Annotated in this window: 19 protein-coding genes and 1 tRNA gene; 6 read left to right on the plus strand and 14 right to left on the minus strand. The window is 72.4% G+C overall.

Annotated features, from left to right (window positions below; genetic code table 11):
* Positions 1-726, minus strand: a 726-nt coding sequence (locus tag DEI81_RS15150; protein WP_111011569.1) for a hypothetical protein, incomplete at its 3' end; no start/stop codon positions are given.
* 219 nt (positions 727-945) lie between these two features.
* Between DEI81_RS15150 and DEI81_RS15155 the strand changes: the two genes are divergently transcribed.
* Both DEI81_RS15155 and DEI81_RS15160 read left to right on the plus strand, forming a co-directional pair.
* Complete coding sequence (locus DEI81_RS15155; protein ID WP_111011570.1) at positions 946-2379, plus strand: cytosine permease; 1434 nt, start codon at positions 946-948, stop codon at positions 2377-2379.
* Positions 2376-3074: a nucleoside deaminase gene (locus DEI81_RS15160; protein WP_111011571.1), complete on the plus strand. Its 699-nt coding sequence runs from the start codon at positions 2376-2378 to the stop codon at positions 3072-3074. The genes DEI81_RS15155 and DEI81_RS15160 overlap by 4 nt, the downstream gene beginning before the upstream one ends.
* A gap of 663 nt (positions 3075-3737) precedes the next feature.
* On the opposite strand, the gene DEI81_RS15165 is transcribed toward DEI81_RS15160, so the two are convergent.
* From DEI81_RS15165 to DEI81_RS15175, 3 genes are all read right to left on the minus strand, one after another.
* Positions 3738-4151: a DUF3054 domain-containing protein gene (locus DEI81_RS15165; protein WP_111011584.1), complete on the minus strand. Its 414-nt coding sequence runs from the start codon at positions 4149-4151 to the stop codon at positions 3738-3740.
* An 85-nt stretch (positions 4152-4236) separates the two neighbouring features.
* Positions 4237-4890, minus strand: a complete 654-nt coding sequence (locus DEI81_RS15170) for a spermidine/putrescine ABC transporter substrate-binding protein (RefSeq protein ID WP_181435257.1) — start codon at positions 4888-4890, stop codon at positions 4237-4239.
* Positions 4891-4996: 106 nt separating this feature from the next.
* Positions 4997-5902 carry a DUF3097 domain-containing protein gene (locus DEI81_RS15175; RefSeq protein WP_258368783.1) on the minus strand — a complete coding sequence of 302 codons (906 nt, stop codon included), beginning with the start codon at positions 5900-5902 and terminating at the stop codon, positions 4997-4999.
* Between the two features lie 95 nt (positions 5903-5997).
* Here DEI81_RS15175 and DEI81_RS15180 point away from each other — a divergent pair, with 95 nt between their 5' ends.
* On the plus strand, positions 5998-7047 hold the full coding sequence (locus DEI81_RS15180) for a zinc-binding dehydrogenase (protein WP_111011573.1): 1050 nt from the start codon (positions 5998-6000) through the stop codon (positions 7045-7047).
* A gap of 137 nt (positions 7048-7184) precedes the next feature.
* Here the strand turns inward: DEI81_RS15180 and DEI81_RS15185 are convergent, their stop codons facing one another.
* The 9 genes from DEI81_RS15185 to mnmA all read right to left on the minus strand — a co-directional run bounded on the left by DEI81_RS15185 (position 7185) and on the right by mnmA (position 20977).
* Positions 7185-7949: a methyltransferase domain-containing protein gene (locus DEI81_RS15185; protein WP_258368784.1), complete on the minus strand. Its 765-nt coding sequence runs from the start codon at positions 7947-7949 to the stop codon at positions 7185-7187.
* Positions 7946-9076: a type III polyketide synthase gene (locus DEI81_RS15190; protein ID WP_111011574.1), complete on the minus strand. Its 1131-nt coding sequence runs from the start codon at positions 9074-9076 to the stop codon at positions 7946-7948. Before DEI81_RS15190 ends, DEI81_RS15185 begins: the two co-directional genes overlap by 4 nt.
* A gap of 154 nt (positions 9077-9230) precedes the next feature.
* The gene (gene gatB, locus DEI81_RS15195; protein ID WP_111011575.1) at positions 9231-10730 is read right to left on the minus strand and encodes an Asp-tRNA(Asn)/Glu-tRNA(Gln) amidotransferase subunit GatB; all 1500 of its coding nucleotides are present in this window, start codon (positions 10728-10730) and stop codon (positions 9231-9233) included.
* Positions 10730-12253, minus strand: coding sequence for an Asp-tRNA(Asn)/Glu-tRNA(Gln) amidotransferase subunit GatA (gene gatA / locus DEI81_RS15200; RefSeq protein WP_111011587.1), 1524 nt, complete (start codon positions 12251-12253; stop codon positions 10730-10732). The genes gatB and gatA overlap by 1 nt, the downstream gene beginning before the upstream one ends.
* Before the next feature lie 17 nt (positions 12254-12270).
* A complete protein-coding gene (gene gatC / locus DEI81_RS15205; RefSeq protein ID WP_111011576.1) occupies positions 12271-12570 on the minus strand; it encodes an Asp-tRNA(Asn)/Glu-tRNA(Gln) amidotransferase subunit GatC in 300 nt (99 codons plus the stop codon).
* Positions 12571-12642: 72 nt separating this feature from the next.
* On the minus strand, positions 12643-14832 hold the full coding sequence (locus DEI81_RS15210; RefSeq protein ID WP_111011577.1) for a transglycosylase domain-containing protein: 2190 nt from the start codon (positions 14830-14832) through the stop codon (positions 12643-12645).
* An 80-nt stretch (positions 14833-14912) separates the two neighbouring features.
* Entirely contained in the window at positions 14913-16313 is a 1401-nt protein-coding gene (locus DEI81_RS15215) for an alpha/beta hydrolase (protein WP_146244128.1), read from the minus strand.
* A gap of 210 nt (positions 16314-16523) precedes the next feature.
* Complete coding sequence (ligA, locus tag DEI81_RS15220; protein ID WP_111011579.1) at positions 16524-19040, minus strand: NAD-dependent DNA ligase LigA; 2517 nt, start codon at positions 19038-19040, stop codon at positions 16524-16526.
* 815 nt (positions 19041-19855) lie between these two features.
* Positions 19856-20977, minus strand: coding sequence for a tRNA 2-thiouridine(34) synthase MnmA (gene mnmA / locus DEI81_RS15230; protein WP_111011580.1), 1122 nt, complete (start codon positions 20975-20977; stop codon positions 19856-19858).
* Between the two features lie 39 nt (positions 20978-21016).
* On the opposite strand from mnmA, the gene DEI81_RS15235 reads away from it, so the two are divergent.
* From DEI81_RS15235 to DEI81_RS15245, 3 genes are all read left to right on the plus strand, one after another.
* Positions 21017-22300 carry an MFS transporter gene (locus DEI81_RS15235; RefSeq protein WP_111011581.1) on the plus strand — a complete coding sequence of 428 codons (1284 nt, stop codon included), beginning with the start codon at positions 21017-21019 and terminating at the stop codon, positions 22298-22300.
* Between the two features lie 49 nt (positions 22301-22349).
* A tRNA-Leu gene (locus DEI81_RS15240) sits at positions 22350-22430 on the plus strand.
* A gap of 159 nt (positions 22431-22589) precedes the next feature.
* Positions 22590-23291: a DedA family protein gene (locus tag DEI81_RS15245; protein ID WP_111011582.1), complete on the plus strand. Its 702-nt coding sequence runs from the start codon at positions 22590-22592 to the stop codon at positions 23289-23291.
* Positions 23292-23435: 144 nt separating this feature from the next.
* On the opposite strand, the gene rdgB is transcribed toward DEI81_RS15245, so the two are convergent.
* On the minus strand, positions 23436-24143 hold a 708-nt coding region (gene rdgB, locus DEI81_RS15250), incomplete at its 5' end, for an RdgB/HAM1 family non-canonical purine NTP pyrophosphatase (protein WP_111011583.1).

Here is a 24143-nt window from a genome sequence, read left to right on the forward strand (position 1 = left end):
GTCATCCCCGCCCCCGCCGCCACCGTCGCCACCGTCGTCACCACTGCCGTCACCCCCGTCGTCCGCCCCACTCGCGTCGACCCGCTCACCAAACATGCCGGGCTCGGGCAGGAAGGCGCTCATGATCGTCGACCCGATGACGTAGCCCGCGACGGAGCCGAGGAGCGAGGCACCGAGCATGCTCCCGAAACCGGACCCGGACCTCCCGTACCCGCCGAACCCGCCGAATCCGCCGCCGAACGCGCTCGCACCGCCGTACGCGCCGCGACCCCCGTACCCACCGCCCCAGCCGCCGAGCGACCGCTCGAGGGTCCCCGGCTGCCGGATCTCCGACCGCGTCGCGGCCTGCGCGAGCGAGCGGGGGTCGTCGGCGCGAGGAGCCTCACCGGCGGGCGCGGTGCGCGACAACTCGTCGAACACCATGCGTCGCTGCTCGGACGTCAACCGGGCGAAGGCCTCGGCGTGGACGTCCTCGATACGCTCGGGCGGCGCCGTACGCAGGAGGTAGCGGTAGCGCTCCACCGCGAGTTCGTCCTCGCTCGGGGGCGTCGACGATCCCGCGGACGCGGTACGCGCAGCACCCGGCGGCACGTCGTACGACTGCTGACCGTAGCGGTAGCCTGCGGCGGACTGCTGCCCGTACGGGTCGGCGTTCGTCGGCCATGCCTGGCGGCCGCCCGGCTGCGATCGGTCCTCGCGCCCGAGCAGTCGATCGAGGAATCCCATGGTGTGCCTTCCGTTCATGTGACCGCCGAGCAGAGCTCGTCGGGGCGTCCGACACTACGGCGACGGCCGCCGCTTCCGCTGTACACGTGCTCAGAGTCGACCGAAGAGCACTGGGAGCATGCTGGGAACCGGCGACGGCCTCGCGCCGCCGTGTAAAGAGCGTGTGACGAACCGGCCATCACGACCCCGGCCGGCCGCGGGCGCTCGTAGGCTTCCTCAGTGACCACCACTGCACCGTCCCCCGTGCACGCCCGCCCGAGCCGCGTCGAACCCGGCGGCATCGAGGCCATCCCCGCTTCCGCCCGTCACGGCTCCCCGTGGCAGCTCGCGGCCACCTGGACCGCGCCGAACCTCGAGTTCGCCACGATCTACGTCGGCGTCATCGCGGTGCTGTTCTTCGGGCTCGACTTCCGCTGGGCGATGATCGCCCTCATCATCGGCAACGCACTCGGGTCGATCACACAGGGCATCCTGTCGACGTGGGGGCCGCGTGAGGGTCTCGCACAGCTCGTGCTGAGCCGCACCGCGTTCGGGTTCCTCGGCAACATCCTGCCGGCGGGCATCAACACGATCATGGCCGGGCTGGGCTGGTTCGCCACGAACTCGGTCTCCGGCGCGCTGGCGCTGTCGACCCTCACCGGCATGAGCACGTGGCTCGCGCTGATCATCGTCGTGGTGCTCGAGGTCGCCGTGGCGTTCGTCGGCCACGATCTCGTCCAGGTGTTCGAGCGCTACGCGTCGTACATCCTCGGGATCATCTTCCTCATCGCGACGATCGTGATCTTCTCCCACGCCCACCTCGAGTACACCCCGAAGGGCGGGGGCTACTCCTTCGCCGGCTTCACCCTCACCGTGAGCGCGGCGTTCGGTTACGCCGCCGGCTGGAACCCCTACGCGTCCGACTACACCCGGTACCTGCCCGCCAGCGCGTCCCGCCGCACCGCCGGCTGGGCTGCGGGCATCGGCGACTTCGTGTCGTGCACCGTCCTCATGGCGGCGGGCGCGGCAGCCGTCACCATCGGTGGGTTCGACCCGGGTGACCCGACCGGGTCGTTCACGTCGAGCCTCCCGGTGGTGATCCGCGACCTGACGCTCATCGCGATCGCAGTGGGCGCCATCGCCGCCAACTCGCTCAACATCTACTCCGGCGCGATGTCGTTCCTCGCCGCGGGCGTTCGCATCCGGTTCGGGCTGCGCCGGGCCATCGTCGCCGTCGGGTTCGGCATCATCGGGTTCTTCGTCGCCCTCTGGGCCCTGCCCGACGCTGGCGAGAAGTACGAGAACTTCCTCCTCGTCATCGCCTACTGGATCGCGCCGTGGCTCGGGGTCGTGTTCGCGGACCGGATCCTGCGTCGCGGCACGTCCATCGCGCAGTTCATCCCCGACCGCGTCCGGTACCGCAACTGGGCGGGCATCAGCGCGTTCCTCATCGGCGGCGTGCTGTCCGTGTGGTTGTTCTCGAACCAGACGTTCTACGAAGGTCCCGTCGCCAAGGCGACCCCGGTCGGCGACCTCACCCCGCTCGTCGGGTTCGTCGTCGCGTTCGTGGCGTACTTCCTGCTGTTCCGCGTCGCGAAGCCGGCCGTCGGCGGTCCGCTCGCCGAGGCGCCCGACACCGTCATCGGCGTCGACGGCGCGGACGACGTCGCATGACCGACGTCGAGGAGCCGGCCGAGCCGCGGGAGCCGGCCGAGCCGCAGGAGCCGACCGTCCGGCATCCCGGTGGTGATCCCAGGGACCGGGCGACGGGCCTCCCGGCCGAGGGAGCGAGCGGCGACGCGGCCCCGTCGGCGGTCCCCGGTGGATCGGTGCAGGACGCGGCAGCGGCGTCCGGCCTCGGTGCCGTGGCGGACGACCCGGCCACCGCGGTGGGCCCGGAACCGGTCGGTGCCGGGCCGCGCTTCACGACCGCCGAGGAGCAGCTGGCCGTCGCCCGCGCCGAGGCGGAGCAGGGGCTCGTCGAGGGTGGGATCCCGATCGGCGCCGCGCTGTTCGCCGCCGACGGCACCCTGCTCGGCAGCGGCCACAACCGGCGCGTGCAGGACGACGACGCGTCGATGCACGCCGAGACGAACGCGTTCCGCAACGCCGGTCGCCAGCCCGGGTACTCGGGCACGACGATGGTGACGACGCTGTCGCCCTGCTGGTACTGCTCGGGCCTCGTCAAGCAGTTCGGCATCTCCCGCGTCGTGATCGGTGAGGCGGAGACGTTCTCCGGCGGTCACGACTGGCTGCGGGAGCAGGGCGTCGAGGTCACGATCCTGGATGACCCGGACCTCGTCGCCATGATGCGCACGTTCATCGCCGAGGAGCCGACGCTCTGGAACGAGGACATCGGGGTCGAGTAGCGGCGGCGCGCGGACGCGGGCGTTGTCGCGCCCCGACGTGGGCGCGGCGGGCGAGCGCGGGGGCGGCGGGCGCGGGCGCGGTCCCGAGAGGACGGCTTGCGTCCCCCCGTCCGTTCCAGGCCGCACCGGTGTCCCCCGCTCTGCCCGTACCGCCGCGGTCGACAACGCAGGAACACCGAGCCGGGAGGCACGGCACACCCCCGCCGCGCACCAGGACTCCTGAGTTGTCACCCCCGCCCTGGAGGCCCCACCTCCGCCGCCAGGGCCGCACAGCCGCGAGTCCCAGCTCCGGCCCAGAACCTCGCGGCCGAGGCCGCGCCGCGCCGCGCCTCGCCTGAAGGTCGCGCCTCGCGCACGAAGTCCACCTCGCCCCGCGTCAGACCCCACCGGTCGACAACGCAGGAACACCGAGCCGGGAGGCACGGCCCACCCCCACCACGCACCAGGACTCCTGAATTGTCACCGCTGGTCACTCGTCACCGCGCTGCTTCGGGGCGCCGCTGGTTCTGGGCGCCGCTGCTTCGGGGCGCCGCTGGTCAGCGGTCGCCGCTGGTGCGGGGCGCGGCGCCGCTGGTGCGGGGCGCGGCGGGCGGACCGCCGCGCCGCGCCGCACCGTGGACAGCTCACGCTGCGAGCCGCCGCCGACGCGCCGTGAATCGCCGCTCAGGCGTGCGCGACGGCCCCGCCGCGGCGCTCGCCCCGCCGCACGATCGGCCCGACGATCGCGCGCCAGCCGAGCAGGAACACCCCGAGGACCACACTGGCCACGATGAAGAACGACACGGGCAACGGATTCCCGTGCTCGACGCCCTGCCCCGCGGTGACCCGGATCGCCATGCCGACGAGCACGGTGAGGATCCAGGCCACGACACCGGTCGGCCACAGCGCCAGCGGCCGGGACCACGCCCCGCTCGTGACGTAGGCGATCGCCCAGCCCGCGAGGAACGGGTAGGCCGTGATCCACAGCGTCACGGGCGTGGCCCCCTCGCCGTGCGAGAACCGTCCGATGAGCGCGAAGACGACGACGAGGACGACGTCGATCACGGCCGCGAGCCAGCCGAAGGTGCGTGTGGTCACGAAGCCATTGTCGCGCACCGACTCGTGCACCAACACCGAGCGGCGGTCGGCACCCCGATCCGTGCCGGCCCGATGACAGCCACGATCAGAACAGGCCGCCGCGCGGGGGCGTGCCCGGCACGTCGAGCCCGCGGAACATGTCGGACACCAGGGCCTCGATCTGCGGTTCCACCAGGCGCTCGATGGCCTCGGCGATGCGGTCGCGGTGTTCCACGAGCGCGAGGCACACCGCCGTCCCGGTGGCCCGAGCGCACTCGTCCGACAGCGCGATCTCGTGGTGCAGCGCGGCCTTGGCCTCGTCCGACAGCGGTTCCCGTGGCGACGTCGCCTGGGCTCCGGTGCCGGTGAGTTCGGCGAGCGTGAACAGGAACGGCGAGCCGGGCTCGGGCTCCGGGTCGACGTCGAGACCCTGGAACTCCGGCGACAGTCCGTCGGCCGGCTGGTACCCCGCGGACCGCTTCCGTGCGTCGGAGCGGTCGAGTTCCCGCTTGAGCAGCGGCAGGTTCTTGGCCGTGTAGTCGTCCACGGCGTCGTCGATGATGGTCGAGACCCGACCGATCAGCGCGTGCTGGACCGGATGCGGCACGTCCGGACCGAACCCCGCCGCGGTGGCGATCGGGGACCCCACGCAGCGCCGGCAGATGCGCGTCCGTGGCCGGGCCGACCCGATCTGCCACCGCGGCAACCAGCGGAGCCAGACGTCGACCGCGGTCCGCACGCGCCCGTCGATCCCGTCCACCCCTCAAGGGTACGGTCGGGAGGCCCGGTGCGCCCCCGTCCCGCACCGAACGGTGCAGAACCCATCTCTGTGCAGGACCGCAGCGCGAGCCTGCGAGCCCGCAGGATCAAGCTGCTTCGGTGACGAAGTCGATCAACTCCTCGACCCGGCCGAGCAACGCCGGCTCCAGGTCGGCGTACGTCCGCACCTGCCCGAGGATCCGCTGCCACGCGTGCGCGATGTCGGCCTGGGACTCGTGGGGCCACCCGAGCGCGTCGCAGATGCCGTGCTTCCACTCGATCGACCGCGGGATCGTCGGCCACTCGCGCAGTCCGAGTCGCGCCGGCTTCACCGACTGCCACACGTCCACGTAGGGGTGCCCCACCACGAGGACGTGCCGACCCCACTTGCCCCGCATCACGGCATCGGCGAACCGAGACTCCTTCGACCCGGGCACGAGGTGGTCGACGAGGACCCCGACGCGGCGTCCACGCTCGGGCCGGAACTCCTCGAGGACGTCGGCGAGGTTGTCGACCCCCGACAGGTACTCGACGACGACGCCCTCGACGCGGAGGTCCGCGCCCCACACCTTCTCGACGAGTTCCGCGTCGTGGCGGCCCTCCACCATGATCCGGGAGGGCAGGGCGACCCGCGCCCGCTGTGGTCCCACCGCGAAGCTGCCGGACGCGGTGCGCGCCCGACCGTCGGCGGTCCCGGTGCCGGGCGCCGCGCCTCCCGGCCGGTTCGCGGCGCGCCCGCCGATCGGCGCGGCGGGACGCCCGAGCCGCACGAGCTCCCCCTCGAGCAGGAACTGCCCCGTCGCGGGGAACGAGCGCGTGCGCCCCTTCCAGTCCTCGAGTTCGACGAGACCGGCCTCGAGCCGGACGACCGCGCCCGCCCATCCCGACGCGGGGTCCTCGAGCACCATGTCCCGTTCGAGCGGGACCTCCCGCACCGTCTTCCGTCCCTGTGCTCGCCAGTCCCCGGCGAGCACGTCGGAGCCGTAGCGGTCGTCGCCGGATCCCGATTGCACCCGCCGAGGGTAACGTCGAGGCATCCCCTCCCCGGCCCGGCGGCGCGGTGCGTCGTGGTGCCGGGAGCATCCACCCCACCCCGAGAGGCCACCCCATGCGTGCCACCGTCATCCACGCCGCCCGCGACATCCGCGTCGAGGACCGCGACGACCCCACCATCATCGAGCCGGGCGACGTCGTCGTCCGGGTCGTCGCCGCCTGCGTCTGCGGCTCCGACCTGTGGCCGTACCGCGGCGTCCGCCCGGTCGAGCCGCACACGATCGGCCACGAGTTCGTGGGCACCGTCACCGAGGTCGGCGACGCGGTCACGACCATCGCCCCCGGCGACTTCGTCATCGCGCCGTTCACGACGAACGACGGGACCTGCCAGGCGTGCCGCCACGGCATCACGTCGAGCTGCGAACACGGTTCGGTGTTCGGCGGCAAGCAGGACCCCTACGGCCACCCGATGGGTGGCGCCCAGGCCGAGATCGTGCGGGTCCCCGACGCGGAGGCGACCCTCGTGGTCGTCCCCGGCCCCGTCGACGACGCGCTCGTGCCCTCGCTCCTCACGCTCTCGGACGTCTTCTCGACCGGGCACCACGCCGCGGTCTCCGCTGGGGTCGGCCCCGGCAAGACGGTCGTGGTGGTCGGCGACGGCGCAGTCGGCCTGTGCGCCGTGCTCGCGGCTGCCCGGCTCGGCGCCGACCGCATCATCGCGATGAGCCGCCACGAGGACCGCCAGCGGATCGCGCGCGAGTTCGGTGCGACGGACATCGTCGCCACCCGCGGTGACGAGGGCATCGACGAGGTCCGCGCCCTGCTCGGCGGCGAGCTCGCCGACTGCGCCCTGGAGGCCGTGGGCACCAAGGAGAGCATGGACCAGGCGCTGCGCGTGGTGCGGCCCGGCGGCGCCGTCGGGTACGTCGGCGTTCCCGCGGGTGGCCCGGAGCTCCCGATGTCGTTCCTGTTCGGCAAGAACATCACCGTCGCCGGTGGGGTCGCCCCGGTGCGCGCCTACCTGCCGGAGCTGCTGCCCGACGTGCTCTCGCGCGCCGTCGACCCGGGGCGCGTGTTCGACCTGGAACTGCCCCTCGAGGAGGCCGCCGAGGCCTACGCGGCGATGGACGAGCGCCGCGCCGTCAAGGTGCTGCTCCGCCCGTAGCGGCGGTGCGTGGGCCGGGAGCGCGGGCGGTGGTCAGCCACCCGGCCCACGCGACGCGGCGGTGACGCCGACGCCGCGCTCATCGCGTTCCGCCGCTCGTCGCGCTCGTCGCGCTCGTCGTTCCTCGCTCGTCGCGCTCAGGCGTCGTGCACGGCGAGCAGGCGATGGGGTGCCGCTTCGACCACGTGCCACGGCGTCCCCTCGGGCAGGACGCCGCGCAACTCGCCCGCGGTGTAGCTCCGACGGATCGAGCGCAGCCCGTCGACGCGGACGAAGGTCCCGGCGGCCACCGGTACGACCCCGAGCGCGTACGCGCGGTAGGCCGCCGCCGAGCGTCGGATGTCGCTGTGCACGACCCGGCGCGTCGCGAGCGTCACCGAGTCCGCGAGGAACGCCGCCCGTGCCGCATCGTCGAGGTGGTGCAGGACGTGGTTCGACACCACCACGTCGAACCGCTCCCCCGCCGCGACGAGGTCCTCGCTCGACGCCCGCCGGAAGACCACGCCGTCGGTGGTCGTCCGCTCCGCCGCCCGGATCGCCCGGGGGTCGGGGTCGATGCCGACGACCTCGACGCGATGTCCGGAGGCGTGCGCCCACCTCGCGATCGAGCGCGCCACGTCGCCGCCGCCGCATCCGAGGTCGAGCACGCGCGCGGGCCGCTCGACCGGGAGGACCGGCCGCACGAACCGCCGCCAGACCCCGCGCCAGCCGCCGACGAGCGGATTGACGATCGCGAAGCGCCGGAAGGTCCGGTCGAGGGCACGAGGGTCGCATGCGGGGTCGTCCATGACCTCGGCGAGGTCCGTCGCTCGGACGCTGAGGTCCGGACGCAGGGGCTCGCCGAAGACGCGCGCGCCCCGCCGGTGCTGCAGATCCGGGCGTGTCCCGACCGCCGCGTTCACGCTCGCACGACCTCGAGCGCTGCCGTCTCCACCGTCAGTCCCGGGCCGAACGCGAGGGCGACGACGCGGCTGCCGGGCTCCGCCCCGTCCTGCAGGATGCGGTCGAGCACGAACAAGACGGTGCCGCTCGACATGTTCCCGTGCTCGGCCAGCACGCGACGGGAGGCGTCGATCGCCATCGCGGGCAGCTGCAGTTCGTCCTCGACCCGGTCGAGGATGGCCCGGCCGCCCGGATGCACCGCCCAGAGCGGTACCGACGTCGCGTCGTCACACTCGATCGCCGCGAGGACCGGCGCCACGGCCTCTGCCACGTGCTGCTCGATGAGGTGGGGCACGGCCGAGGACAACACCATCTCGAAGCCCTCGTCGCCGATGTTCCACGCCATGTCGCCGGCTCCCTCCGGGATCACCGACGACGCGAACGCGTCGAGCCGCAGGGCCAGGGGCGCGTCGGGGTCCGGCTCCGCGGTGAACCGCGCGTCCGGGAGGTCCGGGGTCACGACCGCCGCGGCCGCTCCGTCACCGAACACGCTGTTGGCGACGATCTGGTCCGGGTCGTCGGAGGCCCGGATGTGCAGGGTGCAGAGCTCCGCGCACACGACGAGCACGACGGCGTCGGGGTCCTCGGCGCAGAACGCCGCCGCGGTCCGGAGTGCCGGGAACGCGGCGTAGCAGCCCATGAACCCGATGTGGTGGCGGAACACCCCCGGCCGCATGCCGAGTTCCGTCGCCACGGCGAGGTCCGGGCCCGGCTGCGTGAACCCCGTGCAGGACACCGTGACGACGTGGGTGACCTGGTCGGCCGCGATGTCCGCCTTCGAGAGCGCGTCGGCGGCAGCGGCGACGAACAACGGGAGCGCGGTCTCGCGGTAGCGGTCGTTGCGGAACCGGGTCGACGGTGAGCGGATGACCCCGTGCTCATCGACGAAGTCGCTCGCGCCCTCGTGGAGGAGTTCGGAGAGCACGGTGTGCCGCTGGTCGACCGCCGAGGCACCGAACGCAGCCCCGACGATGCGCTGTCCGAGCCGACTCAACGCCGGCTGCGCCGCGAACAGCCCCTGCACCGCCCGCTGGTCGAGGGTGGTGGGCGGGACGGCCGTACCGACGGCGCGGATGATTGCGGGCACGATTCATCCTGCCACCGGCCCCCGCGCGCCGCCCAGGCGCGATGCACCCCGTGGTCGTCATGCGATCCGGGAACGTCGGATCGGGACCGACCACGGGGTCACGCCTCGTGGCGGCGGGACGACGATCTCGGCCGTACCGCCGGGCAGCGCGAGGTCAGGCCTGCGCGCGCTCCAACACCAGCTCACGGACACGGGCGGCGTCCGCCTGACCCTTCATCGCCTTCATGACGGCGCCGATGATCGCACCGGCGGCCTGCACCTTGCCGTCGCGGATCTTGCCCAGGACGTCCGGCTGGGCACCGAGCGCCTGGTCGATGGCGGCGATGAGCGCGGTGTCGTCCGACACGACCTTCAGGCCGCGGGACTCGACGACCTCGGCCGGCGACCCCTCGCCGGCGATGACGCCCTCGAGCACCTGACGGGCGAGCCGGTCCGTGAGGTCCCCGGTGTCGACGAGCGCGATGAGCTCGGCCACCTGTGTGGGCGACACGAGATCGGCCGGAGCGGCGTCCTGGGCGTTGGCGATGCGGCTGATCTCGCCCGTCCACCACTTCCGGGCGGACTGCGGTTGCGCGCCGGCGGCGACGGTCTCCTCCACCTCGACGAGCAGACCGCCGTTCACGACGTCCTGGAACTCCAGGTCCGCGAACCCCCATTCGGCCTTGAGACGACGACGGCGCGCCGCCGGGGCTTCCGGAAGGGCCGCGCGGAGTTCCTCGATGAGCTCGCGCGCGGGCACCACGGGCAGCAGATCGGGCTCGGGGAAGTAGCGGTAGTCGTCAGCGTCGGACTTCGGACGCCCCGCCGAGGTGCGGCCGGTGTCCTCGTGCCAGTGACGGGTCTCTTGCGTGATCGTCCCGCCGTTGGCGAGGATCGCGGCCTGCCGCTGGATCTCGTAACGCACCGCACGCTCGACCGCGCGGAACGAGTTGACGTTCTTCGTCTCGGTGCGCGTCCCCAGGCGCTCCTGCCCGCGGGGGCGCAGCGACACGTTCGCGTCGCACCGCAGGTTCCCGCGCTCCATCCGCGCCTCGGACACCCCGAGCGCCCGGACGACGTCGCGGATGGTCTGCACGTAGGCGGCACCGAGCTCGGGCGCGCGGTGCTCCGCCCCGAAGATGGGACGCGTGACGATCTCGACGAGCGGCACGCCCGCTCGGTTGTAGTCGACCAGGGAGTACTCGGCGCCCTGGATGCGGCCCGTGGCCCCACCGACGTGCGTCAGCTTGCCGGCGTCCTCTTCCATGTGGGCACGCTCGATCGGCACCGTGAACATGGTGCCGTCGGCGAGCTCGACCTCGACCGACCCGTCGAACGCGATGGGCTCGTCGTACTGGGAGATCTGGTAGTTCTTCGCCAGGTCCGGGTAGAAGTAGTTCTTCCGGGCGAAGCGCGAGGACTCGGCGATCGAGCAGCCGAGCGCCAGACCGAGGCTGATCGAGTAGCGGATCGCCTGCTCGTTCACGACCGGGAGCGACCCGGGCAGCCCGAGGTCGACCGGCGTGATGTTGGTGTTCGGCTCGCCGCCGAAGAAGTTCGGCGCGTCGGAGAACATCTTGGTCTTCGTCGCGAGCTCGACGTGGACCTCGAACCCGAGCACGGGCTCGAAGCGCTCGATCGCCTCGTCGAAGTCCATGAGTGCGTCCTTGGCCATCAGATCACGCCTTCTTCCGCTGCCGACTGCTGAGTCTCGTCGAGGTCGGGGACCTGCGAGATGAGGGTGCGCCCCCACGAGTCCTCGAGCAGACGCTCGAGCGCAGCGCCGTACCGGTAGAGGCGGGCGTCCTGACGCGCGGGTGCCATGAGCTGCACGCCCGTGGGCAGGCCGTCCTCGGGTGCCAACCCCATGGGGATGCTCATGCCCGGGATCCCGGCGAGGTTCGCGGGGATCGTCGTGAGATCGTTGAGGTACATCGCGAGCGGGTCGTCGATCTTCTCGCCGAGGGGGAACGCCGTGGTGGGCGCACTGGGGCTGACGAGCAGGTCGACCTGTTCGAAGGCGCGGTCGAAGTCACGCTGCACGAGCGTGCGGACCTTCTGCGCGCTGCCGTAGTACGCGTCGTAGTAGCCGGCGCTCAGGGCGTACGTGCCGAGGATGATGCGGCGCTTGACCTCCGGACCGAAGCCGGCCTCGCGCGTCGCCGCCATGACGTCCTCGACCGTGCCACCGGCCGCGGGCGTGACGCGCATGCCGAACCGGACCGAGTCGAACTTGGCGAGGTTCGACGAGGCCTCGGCCGGGAGGATCAGGTAGTACGCGCTGATCGCGTACGCGAAGCTCGGCGCGTCGATCTCGACCACCGTGGCCCCGGCCGACTCGAGCAGGGCGACGGTCTCGGTGAAGCGCTGCGTGACGCCGGCCTGGAAGCCGTCGCCACCGAGCTCCTTCACGACGCCGATACGGACCCCGGCCAGGGTGCCGTCCTGGAGACCGGAGCGAGCGGCGTCCGCGAAGGACGGCCAGGCGTCGGTGAGGGACGTCGAGTCGCGCGGGTCGTGTCCGCCGATGACGTCGTGCACGAGCGCGGCGTCGAGCACCGTCCGTGACACGGGCCCCACCTGGTCCAGTGAGGACGCGAGCGCGATCGCACCGTAGCGGCTCACGCCGCCGTACGTCGGCTTGACACCGACCGTTCCGGTCACCGCACCCGGCTGGCGGATCGATCCACCCGTGTCGCTGCCGAGCGCGACCGGTGCCTCGTACGCGGCGACGGCCGCTGCGGAGCCGCCCCCCGAGCCTCCCGGGATGCGGTCGAGGTCCCACGGGTTGCGCGTGGGACCGTACGCCGAGAACTCGGTCGACGATCCCATGGCGAACTCGTCCATGTTGGTCTTGCCGAGCGGGACCATGCCCGCCTGGCGGAGCCGGGCGACGACCGTGGCGTCGTACGGCGGCACCCAGCCTTCGAGGATCCGCGAGCCGGAGGTCGTGGGCATGTCCTGCGTGCAGAGGACGTCCTTGATGGCGATGGGCACCCCGGCGAGCGGGCCGAGGGCGTCACCCGCGGCGCGTCGAGCGTCCACGGCCTGGGCCACGGCGAGCGCGGACTCGTTGACGTGGAGGAACGCGTGCACGTCGGTGTCGACGGCGGCGATGCGGTCCAGGTGGGCCTGGGTGACCTCGACGCTCGACAGGTCGCGGGAGACGAGCGCGTCGGCGAGCGCCGCCGCGGTCATCCCGGTGATCTCGGCGCTCACTGTTCCTCTCCCAGGATCGCGGTGACCCGGAACCGGGAGCCGTCGGAGTCCGGCGCACCCGCGAGGGCCTGCTCCTGCGTCAGCGTCTGGCCGACCTCGTCCGGTCGGAACACGTTCTGCAGCGGGATCGGGTGACTGGTCGAGGGCACGTCGGGCGTTGCGACCTCGCTCACCTTGGCGACGCTCTCGACGATCTGCGAGAGCTCCCCGGTCAGGCGGCTGATCTCGTCCGGCGTGAGTGCGATGCGGGCGAGGTGCGCCAGATGCGCGACCTGCTCGCTCGTGATGTCAGGCATGGTGCTCCGTCGATCGGTTCGTGGGATGCCGACCAGTCTAGAGCGGCGGCGTCCGCCGACCGGGCCGCCGGGTCACTTGCCGGTGGACGGGGCCGGGGTCGTCGCCGTGGTGGAGGACGAGCCGGACCGGGCGGTCGACTTCGCGGAGGTCGACCCGACCATCGTGGGGTCGGGCGTCGGCAGGGCATCGCCGCCGTACTTCTGGTCGAGCGTCGTCATCATGGTCCGACCGACGCCGAACTTGGCGCTGTAACCGGTGGTCCCGGCGAGCATCGGGACGTTCGCGAGCCCGACCGCCCCCTTCACGTTGCCGATCCAGGTCGCGTTCGTGTACTTCGTCGTCGAGGTGACGAGCCAGTTCTGCACGTCGGCGTCGGTCGTGCCGGTCTTGGCGAACTTCGGGGTGCTGTCGCCGGGGTTCGCCGAGGCCGCGGTGCCGCTGCCCTGCAGGACGCCCTGCAACGCGTAGTCGACCGTGGCGGCGACCTGCGCGGAGACACCGCGGGTGCACGTCGTCGGGGTCGGCGCGATCGACTTGCCGTTCGCCTGCGTCACCTTGTCGATCGCGACCGGCGTGCAGAACACCCCGCCGTTCGCGAACCCGGCGTAGGCGCTCGCCAGGGTGAGCGGCGAGAGCTCGTTGACGCCGAGGATCATCGACGGCCCCTCGAACAGTCCGCTCGCACCGTTCGCCTTGTGGATGCCCATCGCCTCGGCGAGCTTCGCGATCTGGCACAGGTCGAGCTGCTTGCCCATCGCGGCGAACGCGGTGTTGATCGACTCCGCCGTCGCGAGCATGACGCTCATCGACGCCGGGACCGCCTCGGCGTTCGCGACGGGCCAGGGGGCACCCGCGATGTTCTCGCACGTGTTCGTGAACTCCGCGGTCGGGTAGGTGTGCTCCGTCGTGTTCACGTACTGGTTCAAGGTGTGCCCGGACGCGAGCCACTCGGCGAGCGTGAACACCTTGAACGTGGAGCCCGTCTGGAACCCGGTGGAACCGCCGTACGCCTGGTCGGTGCTGTAGTTCACCGAGGTCGAGCCCGGAGGCGCCGCATCCGACTGGTTGAAGCTCGTGTTCTGCACCATCGACAGCACGCGACCCGTGCCGGGCTGGACGGTGACGTTCGAACCACCGATGTGGACGTAGGTCATCGTCGACGGCACGTAGGTCGAGAGCGCGGACTGCGCCGTCGCCTGCAGATCGAGGTCGAGCGACGTGTAGATCTTCAGACCCTTGGTGTCGAGGGTGGTGATCCGGTCGGCCTCGGTGGTGCCGAAGGCGCTGTCGTGGAGCACGACGTTCCGCACGTAGTCGCAGAAGTACCCGGCGTCGTACTGGACCGCCGCGGCGCACCCGTTCGTCGTCGCGGTGATCTTCGGCGTGATCGGCGCCGCGATCGCCGCGTCGCGCTGCTGCTTCGTGATGTCGTGGTGCACGTACATGCGCTTGAGCACGTAGTCGCGGCGCGCCTTGGTGAGCGCGTACCCGTTCGCCGAGCCGTTGTCCGTGTCGGCCGGCTCGTCGATCCGGAGGTTCGCCGGGTTGTTGAGGATCGCGACGAGCGTCGCCGACTGCTCCAGGTTCAACTGCGCGGCCGTGACCCCGAAGTAGTACTCGGCACCGGCCTCCACGCCGTACACACGACCGCCGAGCCCGACGATGTTGAGGTACCCGGTGAGGATCTGTGACTTCGAGTACTTCTTGTTCACGGCGATCGCGTACCGCATCTCCTGCAGCTTCCGCTGCGGGGACACCTCGGTGACGTGCTGGTAGCAGGAGTCGATCTTCGACTGCGTCCCGAGCTGCTCGCACTGCTGGACGAGGACGTTCTTGACGTACTGCTGGGTGATCGACGACCCGCCCTGGACGTCCTTGCCGAGGGCGGTCGACGCCGCACCGCGGAGCGTGCCGACGACGTCGATCCCGCCCTCGGTGGCGAACCGCGGGTCTTCAGTGTCGATCGCGGCCTGCTTCACCGTGGTGGCGATCGCCGAGTCCTTGACGATCACGCGGTTCTCCGCGAAGAACGACGCGATCGCGACGTCCTGGCCGCCCTTCTTGGCGTAGATCGTCGAGACCTGCTGCGGCGTCGAGATGTCGAGGTAGCTCGGCAGGTCCTCGAAGAACTCAGCCGCGGACGACACCCCCTGCCCGGCGAGCGCGACGCCCGGCGTGACCGCGACGGCGACGAGGACGCCCGCCACGACCGCCATGACGACGAAGAGGAGGAACGCTCCAGGCCACCGCACGACACGCATGTGATGACGGTACGGACTACCGCTGTACCCGGGCCGCTGCGACTCGCCCCGAATCTGCGTGGATGCTCAGGCCCAGCGGGTCAATCGCGCAGCTGGACGTCCTGCGGACGCACGAGCAGCAGGTCGGGGGACTCCGGCCCGCCACCACCACCACCACCACCGCTCCCGCTGCCGTCCGCAGCGGTGCCAGCGACCGCACCTTCCGCGGTCAGCACGGTCCGCCCCGACGGGTCCGTGCCCGTGACGAGGTCGGAGCGGCCGACCGCGATGAGCGCGACGTCGTGGATGGATGCCGTCCCGGGCACGAGGTACTCGTTGTGGCCGTACGGGCGCCGGAACACCTCCTCGTCCTCACGGTGATCGACCCCGCCGCGCAGGTCGAGCACGGTCGACCCGAACCCGGGGGCCGCCGGATCGGTGCCGAAGTACCCGGTTCCCGCCACCGGATCCCAGTGTGCGGCGCCGACGAACACCTGCCCCGCCGGCACGGCCAGCTCGGACGCGCGGGTGACCGCGCTGCCGGGCGACCCGAGCACGGTCAGGCTGTCGACGTGGATGCGCCCCGACGACAAGGCCAGCAGGGCGGTCGTCGACCCGTACGAGTGCGCGACGACGGACACCCGCACCGGATCCGCCGTCCTGGTCGCGTCGATGCCCTCCACCACCCGCTCGAGACGCACCGCCCCGGCCCGGGCCAGTCCCACCGACAACACGTTCGTCAGGTCCGGCGTGCGGTAGCCGAGCCACGCGACGACCGCCACACCGCCCCGGCCACCACGAGCGAGGGGTGTCAGGGTCGCCTGCTCGCGGTACAGGTCCGCGCCCGTCGCGGTCCAGTCGGCGAACTGCCCGGAGACGGTGAAGAACATCCCGGGCACCATCACCGTCACGTCCGAAGCGGTCGTGAGGTCGCCCATCGCGATCGCCGCCCGCCCGGACCCCCGAGGATCGAGGGTCAGGAGCTGCTTCGGCGGGTCCTCCGGCCCCCGTACGAGCGCGGTCCGCACCTGCTCGAGCATCCGGAGGCGGGACGCCGACCCGGAGTCCGGGGCACGCGCGGTCCGGAGGTCCTCCCCCAGCACCCGCCGGTTCGCCCGGTCACGCACCGGGTACGGGACGCCCTCGAGGTTCCCCACTGCCTGCGGGGCGGACGTGACCAACCGGTGTCGGGCCTCCCGGCCGAGTCCGGACCACCACCGCGCGACGTCACCGGCGTCCGGCGGGGCGTCGAGCAGCGTTCGCATGACCGGCCCCGCCAAGCGGGCGGCGTGCCGCAGCGTCGCGTCCGACGCCGACGACAGTCCCGACAGCAGCGCACGGCCGTGCAGGTCGTCGAGCCGCTCCGCCCGGGAGGCCCGGTGCACGCCCGTCGCGTCCGGCGCCGCCGCCTCCCGCGGGGCCGTCGCGACGACCACCTCCGCAGCTGGGCTCGACGCGGCCGCGGGCAGCGGCGTGGCCTCGATCACTCCGAGTGAGTGCACCGAGGCGGTGAGCAGTGCTGCGACGAGGAACAGCAGAGCGGTCTCCCCTGGGAAGGCCTGCCCGTCGCCGCCCTGTCGACGACGGGTGATGCAGGCACCATCCTACGGACGTCCTCGTCATCCGGTCCGGGCGACGTGTGTCGCTCTCGCTCCGGACGATCACGCGTCCGGATGATCAGGCGTCGCCGAACCGGTTTCGCCGATGCTGCGTCACTCGCTCGGGGTCGCCTCTGTCGCCGGAGCGCTCTCCTCTGTCGCCGGAGCGCTCTCCTCTGTCGCCGGAGCGCTCTCCTCCGTCGCCGGAGCGATGTCGGCCGCCGCGATGTCCTCCGGGTCGCCTGCCGTGACGTCGTCTTGGTCGCCGTCCACAGAGCGCTCGTCCGGCTCCAGCGCCGCGGGGCCCTCACGCACGAGCACCGCGAACTGGGCCGCGTCGATGATCCGCAGTCCGAGCTGTTCCGCCTTCGTCAGCTTCGAGCCGGCGCCGGGCCCAGCAGCCACGAAGTCGGTCTTCTTGCTCACGCTCGACGCCGCCTTGCCGCCCGCGGCGATGATCGCCTCCTGGGCGCCCTCGCGCGTGAACCCCTCGAGCGAGCCCGTCGCGACCACCGTGATGCCGGACAGCACGCCGCCCTCCACCGCCGCGCCGCCGGGGCCCGGGTGGTCGGGCGTCGTGAACTGCACGCCGGCCGCCGTCCAGCGCTCGATGATCTCGCGGTGCCAGTCGACCTCGAACCACTCGAGGAGCGCGTCCGCGATGATCCCGCCGACGCCGTCCACGGCCGCGAGCTCGTCGCGCGACGCCGACCGGATGGCGTCGAGGGAGCCGAAGTGTGACGCGAGCGCTCGGGCCGCGACCGGACCCACGTGGCGGATGCTCAGCCCCACGAGGATGCGCCAGAGCGGCTTCGTCTTCGCCGCGTCGATGTTCCGCAGCATCTCGAACGCGTTCTTCGACGGGTACCGCCCCGGCTCTCCCCGGTAGTCCGCTCCGCGAGCCTCCGGGTCGAACGGCGGATCGGTCTTCTTGCGCGCGCGACTGAAGGGCGTCACTCGCTTCGGCACGGCCTGGCCGGTGGCATCGGTGTCGTCCTCGAGTCGCACCATACCCGTCTCGGCGTCGCGCACGATGACCTCGATCGGGACGATGTCCTCCATCGTCAGGTCGAACAGCCCCGCTTCGGTCACCAACGGCGGTGTCTCGGGGAACAGGGGCTGCGTCAGCGCCGCCGCCGCGACTTCGCCGAGCCCCTCGATGTCGAGCGAACCCCGCGATGCGATGTGCTCCACACGACCGCGGACCTGCGCCGGGCAACTCCGCGCGTTCGGGCAACGGAGGTCGATGTCGCCCTCCTTCGCCGGCCGGAGCTCCGTGCCGCACTCCGGGCACCGCGTCGGCATGACGAACTCGCGTTCGGAGCCGTCGCGGAGCTCGACGACGGGCCCGAGGACCTCGGGGATGACGTCGCCGGCCTTCCGCAGCACGACGGTGTCCCCGATGAGGACGCCCTTCGCTTTCACCACCTGCTGGTTGTGCAGCGTCGCCTGCCGGACCACCGACCCGGCGACCTCGGCCGGCGCCATCGCGGCGAACGGCGTGGCACGGCCGGTGCGTCCGACACTCACGACGATGTCGAGCAGCGTCGTGTGGACCTCTTCCGGCGGGTACTTGTAGGCGGTCGCCCACCGGGGCGCGCGCGAGGTCGCCCCGAGCTCCTCGTGCAGCGCGAGGTCGTCGACCTTGACGACGATGCCGTCGATCTGGTGCTCGACGCTCGCGCGGCGCTCCCCGTAGTCCCGCACGAACCCGATGACCTCGTCGATCGTGTCGAACACGCGGTAGTGGCTGCTCGTCGGCAGCCCCCAGCCGCGGAGCAGGTCGTAGACCTCGGACTGCGCCCGCACGTCGGTGTCGCGCTCGAGCTCCCGGACCGGCCAGGCGCCGATCCCGTGCACGAGCATCCGCAGCCGCCGGAGGCGGTCGACCATGAGCGCCCGCTTCGCCGGGGACTTGCCCTCTTCCTTCTGACGGAGCGAACCGGCCGCTGCGTTCCGCGGGTTGGCGAACACGCGCTCGCCGGCCTCGCGCTGCCGCGCGTTGAGCTCGTCGAACTCGGCGACGGGGAAGAAGATCTCGCCTCGGACCTCCACGATCGGTGGATGGCCGGACCCCGCGAGGCGCTCGGGGATGGTGCCCATCGTCAGGACGTTGCCGGTGACGTCCTCGCCCACCACGCCGTCGCCCCGGGTCGCCGCCGTGACGAGTCGGCCGTGTTCGTACCGGAGGTTGATCGCGAGCCCGTCGATCTTCAGCTCGGTGAGGAACCGGACCCGCTCGGCACCGGCGTCACGCTCCACCTTGACGGCCCACTCGGTCAGTTCCTCCGGGCTGAAGACGTTGTCGAGGCTCAGCATGCGCTCGGCGTGCTCGACGGGCGCGAACTGCGTCGTCTCAGCCCGGCCGCCGACCGTCTGGGTGGGGCTGTCCGCCGTCAGGAGTTCGGGGAACCGCTGTTCGATCGCGTCGAGACGCCGGACCATCGCGTCGTACTCGGCGTCCGTGACGGTCGAGGCGTTCTGCTCGTAGTACGCGTCCCGGAGCCCCCCGATCCGGGTCCGGAGGCGGTCGGTCTCCTCACGCGCCTGATGGCCGTCGAGGTCCCCGACGTCGATGGTCTCGAACGTCTCCTCGACGGCGGGTGCGGCGTCCGCGGGCTCGGTGCTCATGGTCCAGTTCTACCGGTCGCCACCGACGCGGGGACGCCCGGCGGGGCCTCCCTCCGGGCGGCGCCGAGTCCCCGGACTGCGACGCCTGCCGCGCTCGTCACCCCTCCATCCGTCGGCCCCTCCACGCCGCCGACCCCGTCGACAACTCAGGACGATCCAGCCGGGAGGCCCGCGCGCCCCGCCACGCAACTGTCCCTCCTGAATTCTCCGCCGCGACTGCACCCGCCCCGCCCCGTCACCCAGTCCCACCGGCCTCCCAGCAGCCCGACGGCCCCGCGCGTCAGCCCGCGCGTCCGCCCCGTCCACAACTCAGGACGACCCAGCCGGGAGGCCCCACTCGACCACGCCACACAGCTGACATTCCTGAGTTGCCAACGGGACGGGGCCGACGGTCCACCCGGCCCCGAGCCCGACCCCGACCGCGCCAGACCGCCGCCCGCCCGCCGGTGCCGCACCGGGCCTCCCGGCCGCTGCGGCTGCCCCGCTCGTCAGCCCCGTCGACAACTCAGGACAAGCCGGCCAGGAGGGCTCACGCGGCCCCGCCACACAACCCCGTTCCTGAATTGCCAACAGGGCTGAACAAGCCGGGCCGCGCCGGCCCGCCGGTGCCGCACCGGGCCTCCCGGCCGCAGCGGCTGCCCCGCTCGTCAGCCCCGTCGACAACGCAGGACGATCCCGCCGGGAGGCCCCACCCGACGCCGCCCCACGACCAACGATCCTGAATTCCCAACGCAGCGGCCCCGGCGGCCGGACAGGCCGCGCCGGCCGGGTACGGCCCCGCGGCCAGCGCCGGACCACGCCCCCGACGCGCCGCCTCAGCGGACCGCAGGCACCGCCGAGACCGTGCGGTCGATCGTGCACTGCCCGAGGACGCGGGTGCCGACGTACACGACGGCGGTCTGCCCGGGGGCGACGCCGACGATCGGCTCCGCCGGTGTGACGACGAGTTCCGTCCCACCGGTCGGCGTGGCGGCCACCCGAGCCACCGCCGGCACGGGGTCGGCGTGGGCGCGGATCTGGACCTCGCAGTCGAACGGGAGGGTCGGGTCGGCCGGGGCCGCACCGGCCCACGTGAAGCGCGCACCCGCGAGCTCCGCGATCGCCAGGGCCTCCTTCGGCCCGACCACGACGGTGTTGTCCTTCGGCCGCACCTCGAGCACGAACCGCGGCCGCCCGTCCGGTGCGGGGTGACCGATGGCGAGCCCCCGCCGCTGCCCGACGGTGTACGCGTGGGCGCCCTCGTGCGAGCCGACCACGGTGCCGTCGCGCTCGACGATGTCGCCGGTCGCCGTGCCGACGCGGTCCGCGAGCCACCCACGGGTGTCCCCGTCCGGGATGAAGCAGATGTCGTGGCTGTCGGGCTTCTGGGCGACGGTCAGGCCACGTGCTGCGGCCTCGGCCCGGACCTCGGCCTTCGACGGCGTCGCGCCGAGCGGGAACATCGCGTGCGCGAGCTGCTCCGCCGTCAGGACCCCGAGCACGTAGGACTGGTCCTTCGCCCAGGCCGCGGCACGGTGGAGTTCGCGGGAACCGTCCGCACCCGTGACGATCGAGGCGTAGTGCCCGGTGGCGACGGCGTCGAACCCGAGCGCCAGGGCCTTCTCGAGCAGCGCCGCGAACTTGATCCGCTCGTTGCACCGCATGCACGGGTTCGGAGTGCGTCCGGCGGAGTACTCGGCGACGAAGTCGTCGACGACGTCCTCGGCGAACCGCTCCGAGAAGTCCCACACGTAGTACGGGATCCCGATCGCGGCTGCCGCGCGCTGGGCGTCCATCGAGTCCTCGATCGTGCAGCAGCCACGGCTGCCCGTCCGGAGCGTCCCCGGCATGCGACTCAGCGCGAGGTGGACCCCGACGACGTCGTGTCCGGCGTCGACGGCCCGGGCCGCGGCCACGGCCGAGTCGACGCCACCACTCATCGCTGCCAGCACCCTCATCCCTCAAGCGTACGTCGTCGGGCGTACCGTGGAGGGGCCATGAGCTCGCGCGACGCCACCTTCGACCTCCGCGCGGTCGCGTTGTCCGCGTTCCTGCCCGCGACGCTCTTCGCCATCGGCGAGGGCGCGATCATCCCGATCATCCCGATCGCGGCGCACTCGCTCGGGGCGACGCTCGCGTTCGCGGGGTTCGTCGCGTCACTCATCCTGGTGGGCGAGCTCATCGGCGACGTGCCGAGCGGCTGGGTGGTGGCGGCGATCGGCGAGCGCACCGCCATGATCGGCGCGGCGCTCGTGAGCATCGTCGGCCTCCTCGTCGCGGTGTGGTCCCCGAACGCGGTCGTGCTCGCGGTCGGGGTGTTCCTGGTCGGGGTCTCCACGGCGGTGTTCGCCCTCGCGCGGCACGCGTACATGACGACCTCGGTGCCGATCGCGATCCGGGCCCGGGCGCTCTCGACCCTCGGCGGCGTGTTCCGCTTCGGGTACTTCGTCGGTCCGTTCCTGTCCGCGGGCCTGACGCACGTGACCGGCTCGACGCAGAGCGCGTTCTGGATCCACGTCGTCTGCTGTCTGGCGGCCGCCGGGGTCCTCCTCGTCGTACGCGACCCGGTCGACGGCGCACGCGGCCTCCGGATCCGGCCCCGGGCCTCCCGACCGTCGCCCGCACGTCCCGCTGCCGCGTCCGCGGACCCGGGCGGCGAGGCCGCCCGAGAGGGCGCCGAGGGCCTGTTCGGCACGATCCGCCGACACCGCGCGGTGCTCCTGCGGTTGGGCAGCGGCGCGGGCCTCATCGGCGCGATGCGGGCGGGGCGTCAGGTGATCCTGCCGCTGTGGGCGGTGAGCGTCGGCATGGACGACTCGACCGCCGCGCTCGTGATCGGGATCGCCGGCGCGATCGACTTCGCGCTGTTCTACACGAGTGGTCAGATCATGGACCGGTTCGGCCGGCTCGCGAGCGCGCTGCCGTGCCTCGGGGGCCTGAGCCTGTGCTACTTCCTCCTGGCGTGGAGCGACCACCTCGACACCCGGGTGGTCTGGTTCGTCGGGGTCGCGATGCTGATGTCGCTCGCGAACGGCGTCGGATCGGGCATCCTCATGACCCTCGGCGCCGACCTCGCGCCGCGCACGGCGCCCGCGCCGTTCCTCGGTGCGTGGCGGTTCACGGGCGACTTCGGCAGCGCGGCAGCACCCCTCGTCATCTCGGGCGTCACGGCGGTCGCGTCCATCGCCGTCGCGAGCGGCGTGATGGGCGTGCTCGGCATCGTCGGCGTCGGCGTGCTGCTCCGGTACGTGCCGCGGTACCTCCCGCGCCCGCTGCGCTGACCGGCACCGCGGGTCCTGTCCGCACCCGCTGGCTACACTGACCGTGCCGGCGGGAGTGGTGAAACTGGCAGACACGCAGGATTTAGGTTCCTGTGCCCTAGGCGTGAGGGTTCGAGTCCCTTCTCCCGCACGGAGCCGGCACCGAGCAGACGTGTGGACCGGCTCATGACCGTCCCACTGGTCGAGGCCGCGGAACCGCTACCCTCGTGGTGCGGGCGCCCGCCCCGCGAGCCGCCGTGCCGCCGCTGGCTGCGCAGCCAGCCGAGCGCCCGACGACCGGAAGAGAGTCATGACGACCGTCGCACTTGCCCTGATCCCGTGGCTGGATCCGACCTACATCCTCCACCACTTCGGATCCATCGCGGTCCTCGTGCTGTGCGCGATCATCTTCGCCGAGACCGGCCTGCTCATCGGGTTCATCTTCCCCGGTGACACCCTGCTCGTGATCGCCGGACTCACGGCGTTCGACCAGCACGGGCACCTCGGCGGCCTGCCGATCTGGCTCATCGCCCTCTGCGTCGGCGCTGCCGCGTTCCTCGGTGGCGAGGTCGGGTACTTCATCGGTCGTAAGGTCGGTCCCCCGATCTTCGAGCGACGCGAGAGCGGTCTGTTCTCGAAGTCGAACGTCGACCGGACCTACGCGTTCTTCGACCGGTTCGGTGCACTCGCGGTCATCGTGGCCCGCTTCGTGCCGGTCGTCCGGACCTTCGCGCCGATCGCCGCCGGTGTCGGCCGCATGTCCTACCGCCGGTACTCGCTGTACAACGCGATCGGCGCGCTCCTCTGGGGCACCGGGGTGACGTTCCTCGGGTACGTCCTCGGCTACATCCCGCCGGTCGCGCACTTCGTGCGCAACTACATCGACGTCATCCTGCTCGCAGCGGTCGTCGTCACGGTCGTCCCGGCCGCGCTGACCTACGTGCGGAACGCTCGCAAGGCGAAGCGCGAGTCGGACGAGCACGGCACCGCGGGCGAGTCGACCGCCCGCTGACCCGGCCAGGAGGCCCTGACTCGGCCGGGAGGCCCGCCGGCGGCCCGCCAGGTCGGGCCGACCCCGCGCGCCCCTCCTCGCTCCGCCGTCCGGGAGGCCCGTCAGCAGCCCGACGGACCGGGGCCGATCCATCCGGCGCCGGTGTCAGACGCCGAAGTACTCGCGGACGACCGGCGCGATCGCGCGGAACGCCTTCGACCGGTGGCTGAGGGCGTCCTTCTCCTCCGCGGACAGCTCGGCGGCCGAGACCCCGGCGTCGTCCGGTCGGAACACGGGGTCGTACCCGAAGCCGCCGGACCCCGCGGGGGCCTCGAGCACCTCGCCGTTCCACACGGCTTCCTCGACGTGCTCCCACTCCGCCGACGTCGCTGGGTCGGACGACGGCACGACGAACGCCGCGGCGCACACGAACGCCGCGGTGCGCTGCACCACGCCGGCCATGTTCGCGAGCAGCAGTCGCAGGTTGTCCCCGTCGTCGCGGGTCCCGGCGTAGCGCGCCGAGTGGATGCCGGGTGCCCCGCCGAGGGCGTCGACCGCGATGCCCGAGTCGTCGGCCAGGGCCGGCAGTCCGGTGTGCGCCGCGCAGGCCCGCGCCTTGATCAGCGCGTTCGCGCCGAAGGTGTCGCCGTCCTCGACCGGCTCGGGACCGTCGTAGGCGACCAGGCGGATGCCCGCGAGTGCGTCGCCGAGGATCCGCTGCAGCTCCTGGACCTTGTGCGCGTTGTGCGTCGCGAGGACGACGACGCGGTCGCGCGCCGCCCCGGCCTCGGCGTGGACCCCGGCGGCGTCGTCGGCGTGGACCCCGGCGGCGGCGTCGGCCCCCGCCCCGGCCCCGGCCCCGGCCCCGGTCAT

The organism is Curtobacterium sp. MCBD17_013 (assembly GCF_003234565.1).
Classification (GTDB): domain Bacteria; phylum Actinomycetota; class Actinomycetes; order Actinomycetales; family Microbacteriaceae; genus Curtobacterium.

Bases quoted from the DNA above. Each gene is read 5' to 3' on its own strand.
- ligA (WP_111011579.1), bottom strand. From the start codon at position 19,040: ATGAGCACCGAGCCCGCGGACGCCGCACCCGCCGTCGAGGAGACGTTC.
- gatB (WP_111011575.1), bottom strand. From the start codon at position 10,730: ATGGCCAAGGACGCACTCATGGACTTCGACGAGGCGATCGAGCGCTTC.
- DEI81_RS15160 (WP_111011571.1), top strand. From the start codon at position 2,376: ATGACCGACGTCGAGGAGCCGGCCGAGCCGCGGGAGCCGGCCGAGCCG.
- gatC (WP_111011576.1), bottom strand. From the start codon at position 12,570: ATGCCTGACATCACGAGCGAGCAGGTCGCGCATCTGGCGCACCTCGCC.
- gatA (WP_111011587.1), bottom strand. From the start codon at position 12,253: ATGACCGCGGCGGCGCTCGCCGACGCGCTCGTCTCCCGCGACCTGTCG.
- DEI81_RS15210 (WP_111011577.1), bottom strand. From the start codon at position 14,832: ATGCGTGTCGTGCGGTGGCCTGGAGCGTTCCTCCTCTTCGTCGTCATG.
- DEI81_RS15180 (WP_111011573.1), top strand. From the start codon at position 5,998: ATGCGTGCCACCGTCATCCACGCCGCCCGCGACATCCGCGTCGAGGAC.
- DEI81_RS15235 (WP_111011581.1), top strand. From the start codon at position 21,017: ATGAGCTCGCGCGACGCCACCTTCGACCTCCGCGCGGTCGCGTTGTCC.
- DEI81_RS15245 (WP_111011582.1), top strand. From the start codon at position 22,590: ATGACGACCGTCGCACTTGCCCTGATCCCGTGGCTGGATCCGACCTAC.
- mnmA (WP_111011580.1), bottom strand. From the start codon at position 20,977: ATGAGGGTGCTGGCAGCGATGAGTGGTGGCGTCGACTCGGCCGTGGCC.